Genomic DNA, 585 nt, shown 5'->3' on the forward strand with positions numbered 1-585 from the left:
CATCGTGCGCGCGCAGCAGCGCCTCGTAACCCACCGCACGCTGGTGCGACAGGCTGAAAATCGGCTGGAATACGGTCGTCAGCGTCATGTCGCGGTGCTGCGTCGCCAGACGTTCGAAGCCGGAACTCACCTCCCGCTCGAACCGGTACGGCGACGCGGCGGCCGGACGCTCCTGTTGCACGATCGTCATGCGTTCCTCCTGGTATTGCCTTCGAACGCGGCGCCCGACACAGCGAGCGGCGCGTGCATTGTCTTGGTTGGACCCTCGGTTGCCCGGTCGACGCCGGGCGGCTGCCCCATATCAAGCAAGCTCCGTGCAAGGCGCCGACAACCCTTGCGCCGTGCGCCTCGCGCCGGCCTGCCGCACCATCCCGGCGCAGGTCGCGCGCACTTCTGCGCAGCGCGTCACGTCGTGCCAGTCAGTCGCCTGCCCGGAAGATCGCCGTCTGGACCTGGGTGAAGTTCCGCACATCGCCGACCACCTCGGCTGTTCTGGCAGACGACAGCGCGGCATCGATTCCAGTCTGATCGCTGAAACGCAACAGCGTGACGCAGGCAAAAGGTTGTGCGCCCTTTGCCGGAAGC

General features: G+C 66.8%; 1 protein-coding gene. It reads right to left on the minus strand.

The window, feature by feature from the left end:
• Positions 1–190: EAL domain-containing protein (locus FXO21_RS28570; RefSeq protein ID WP_149643681.1), on the minus strand; the 190-nt coding region annotated here is incomplete at its 3' end.
• Positions 191–585 lie beyond the last annotated feature (395 nt).

This window comes from Dyadobacter sp. UC 10 (genome assembly GCF_008369915.1).
In the GTDB taxonomy this organism is placed as follows: Bacteria; Bacteroidota; Bacteroidia; order Cytophagales; family Spirosomataceae; genus Dyadobacter.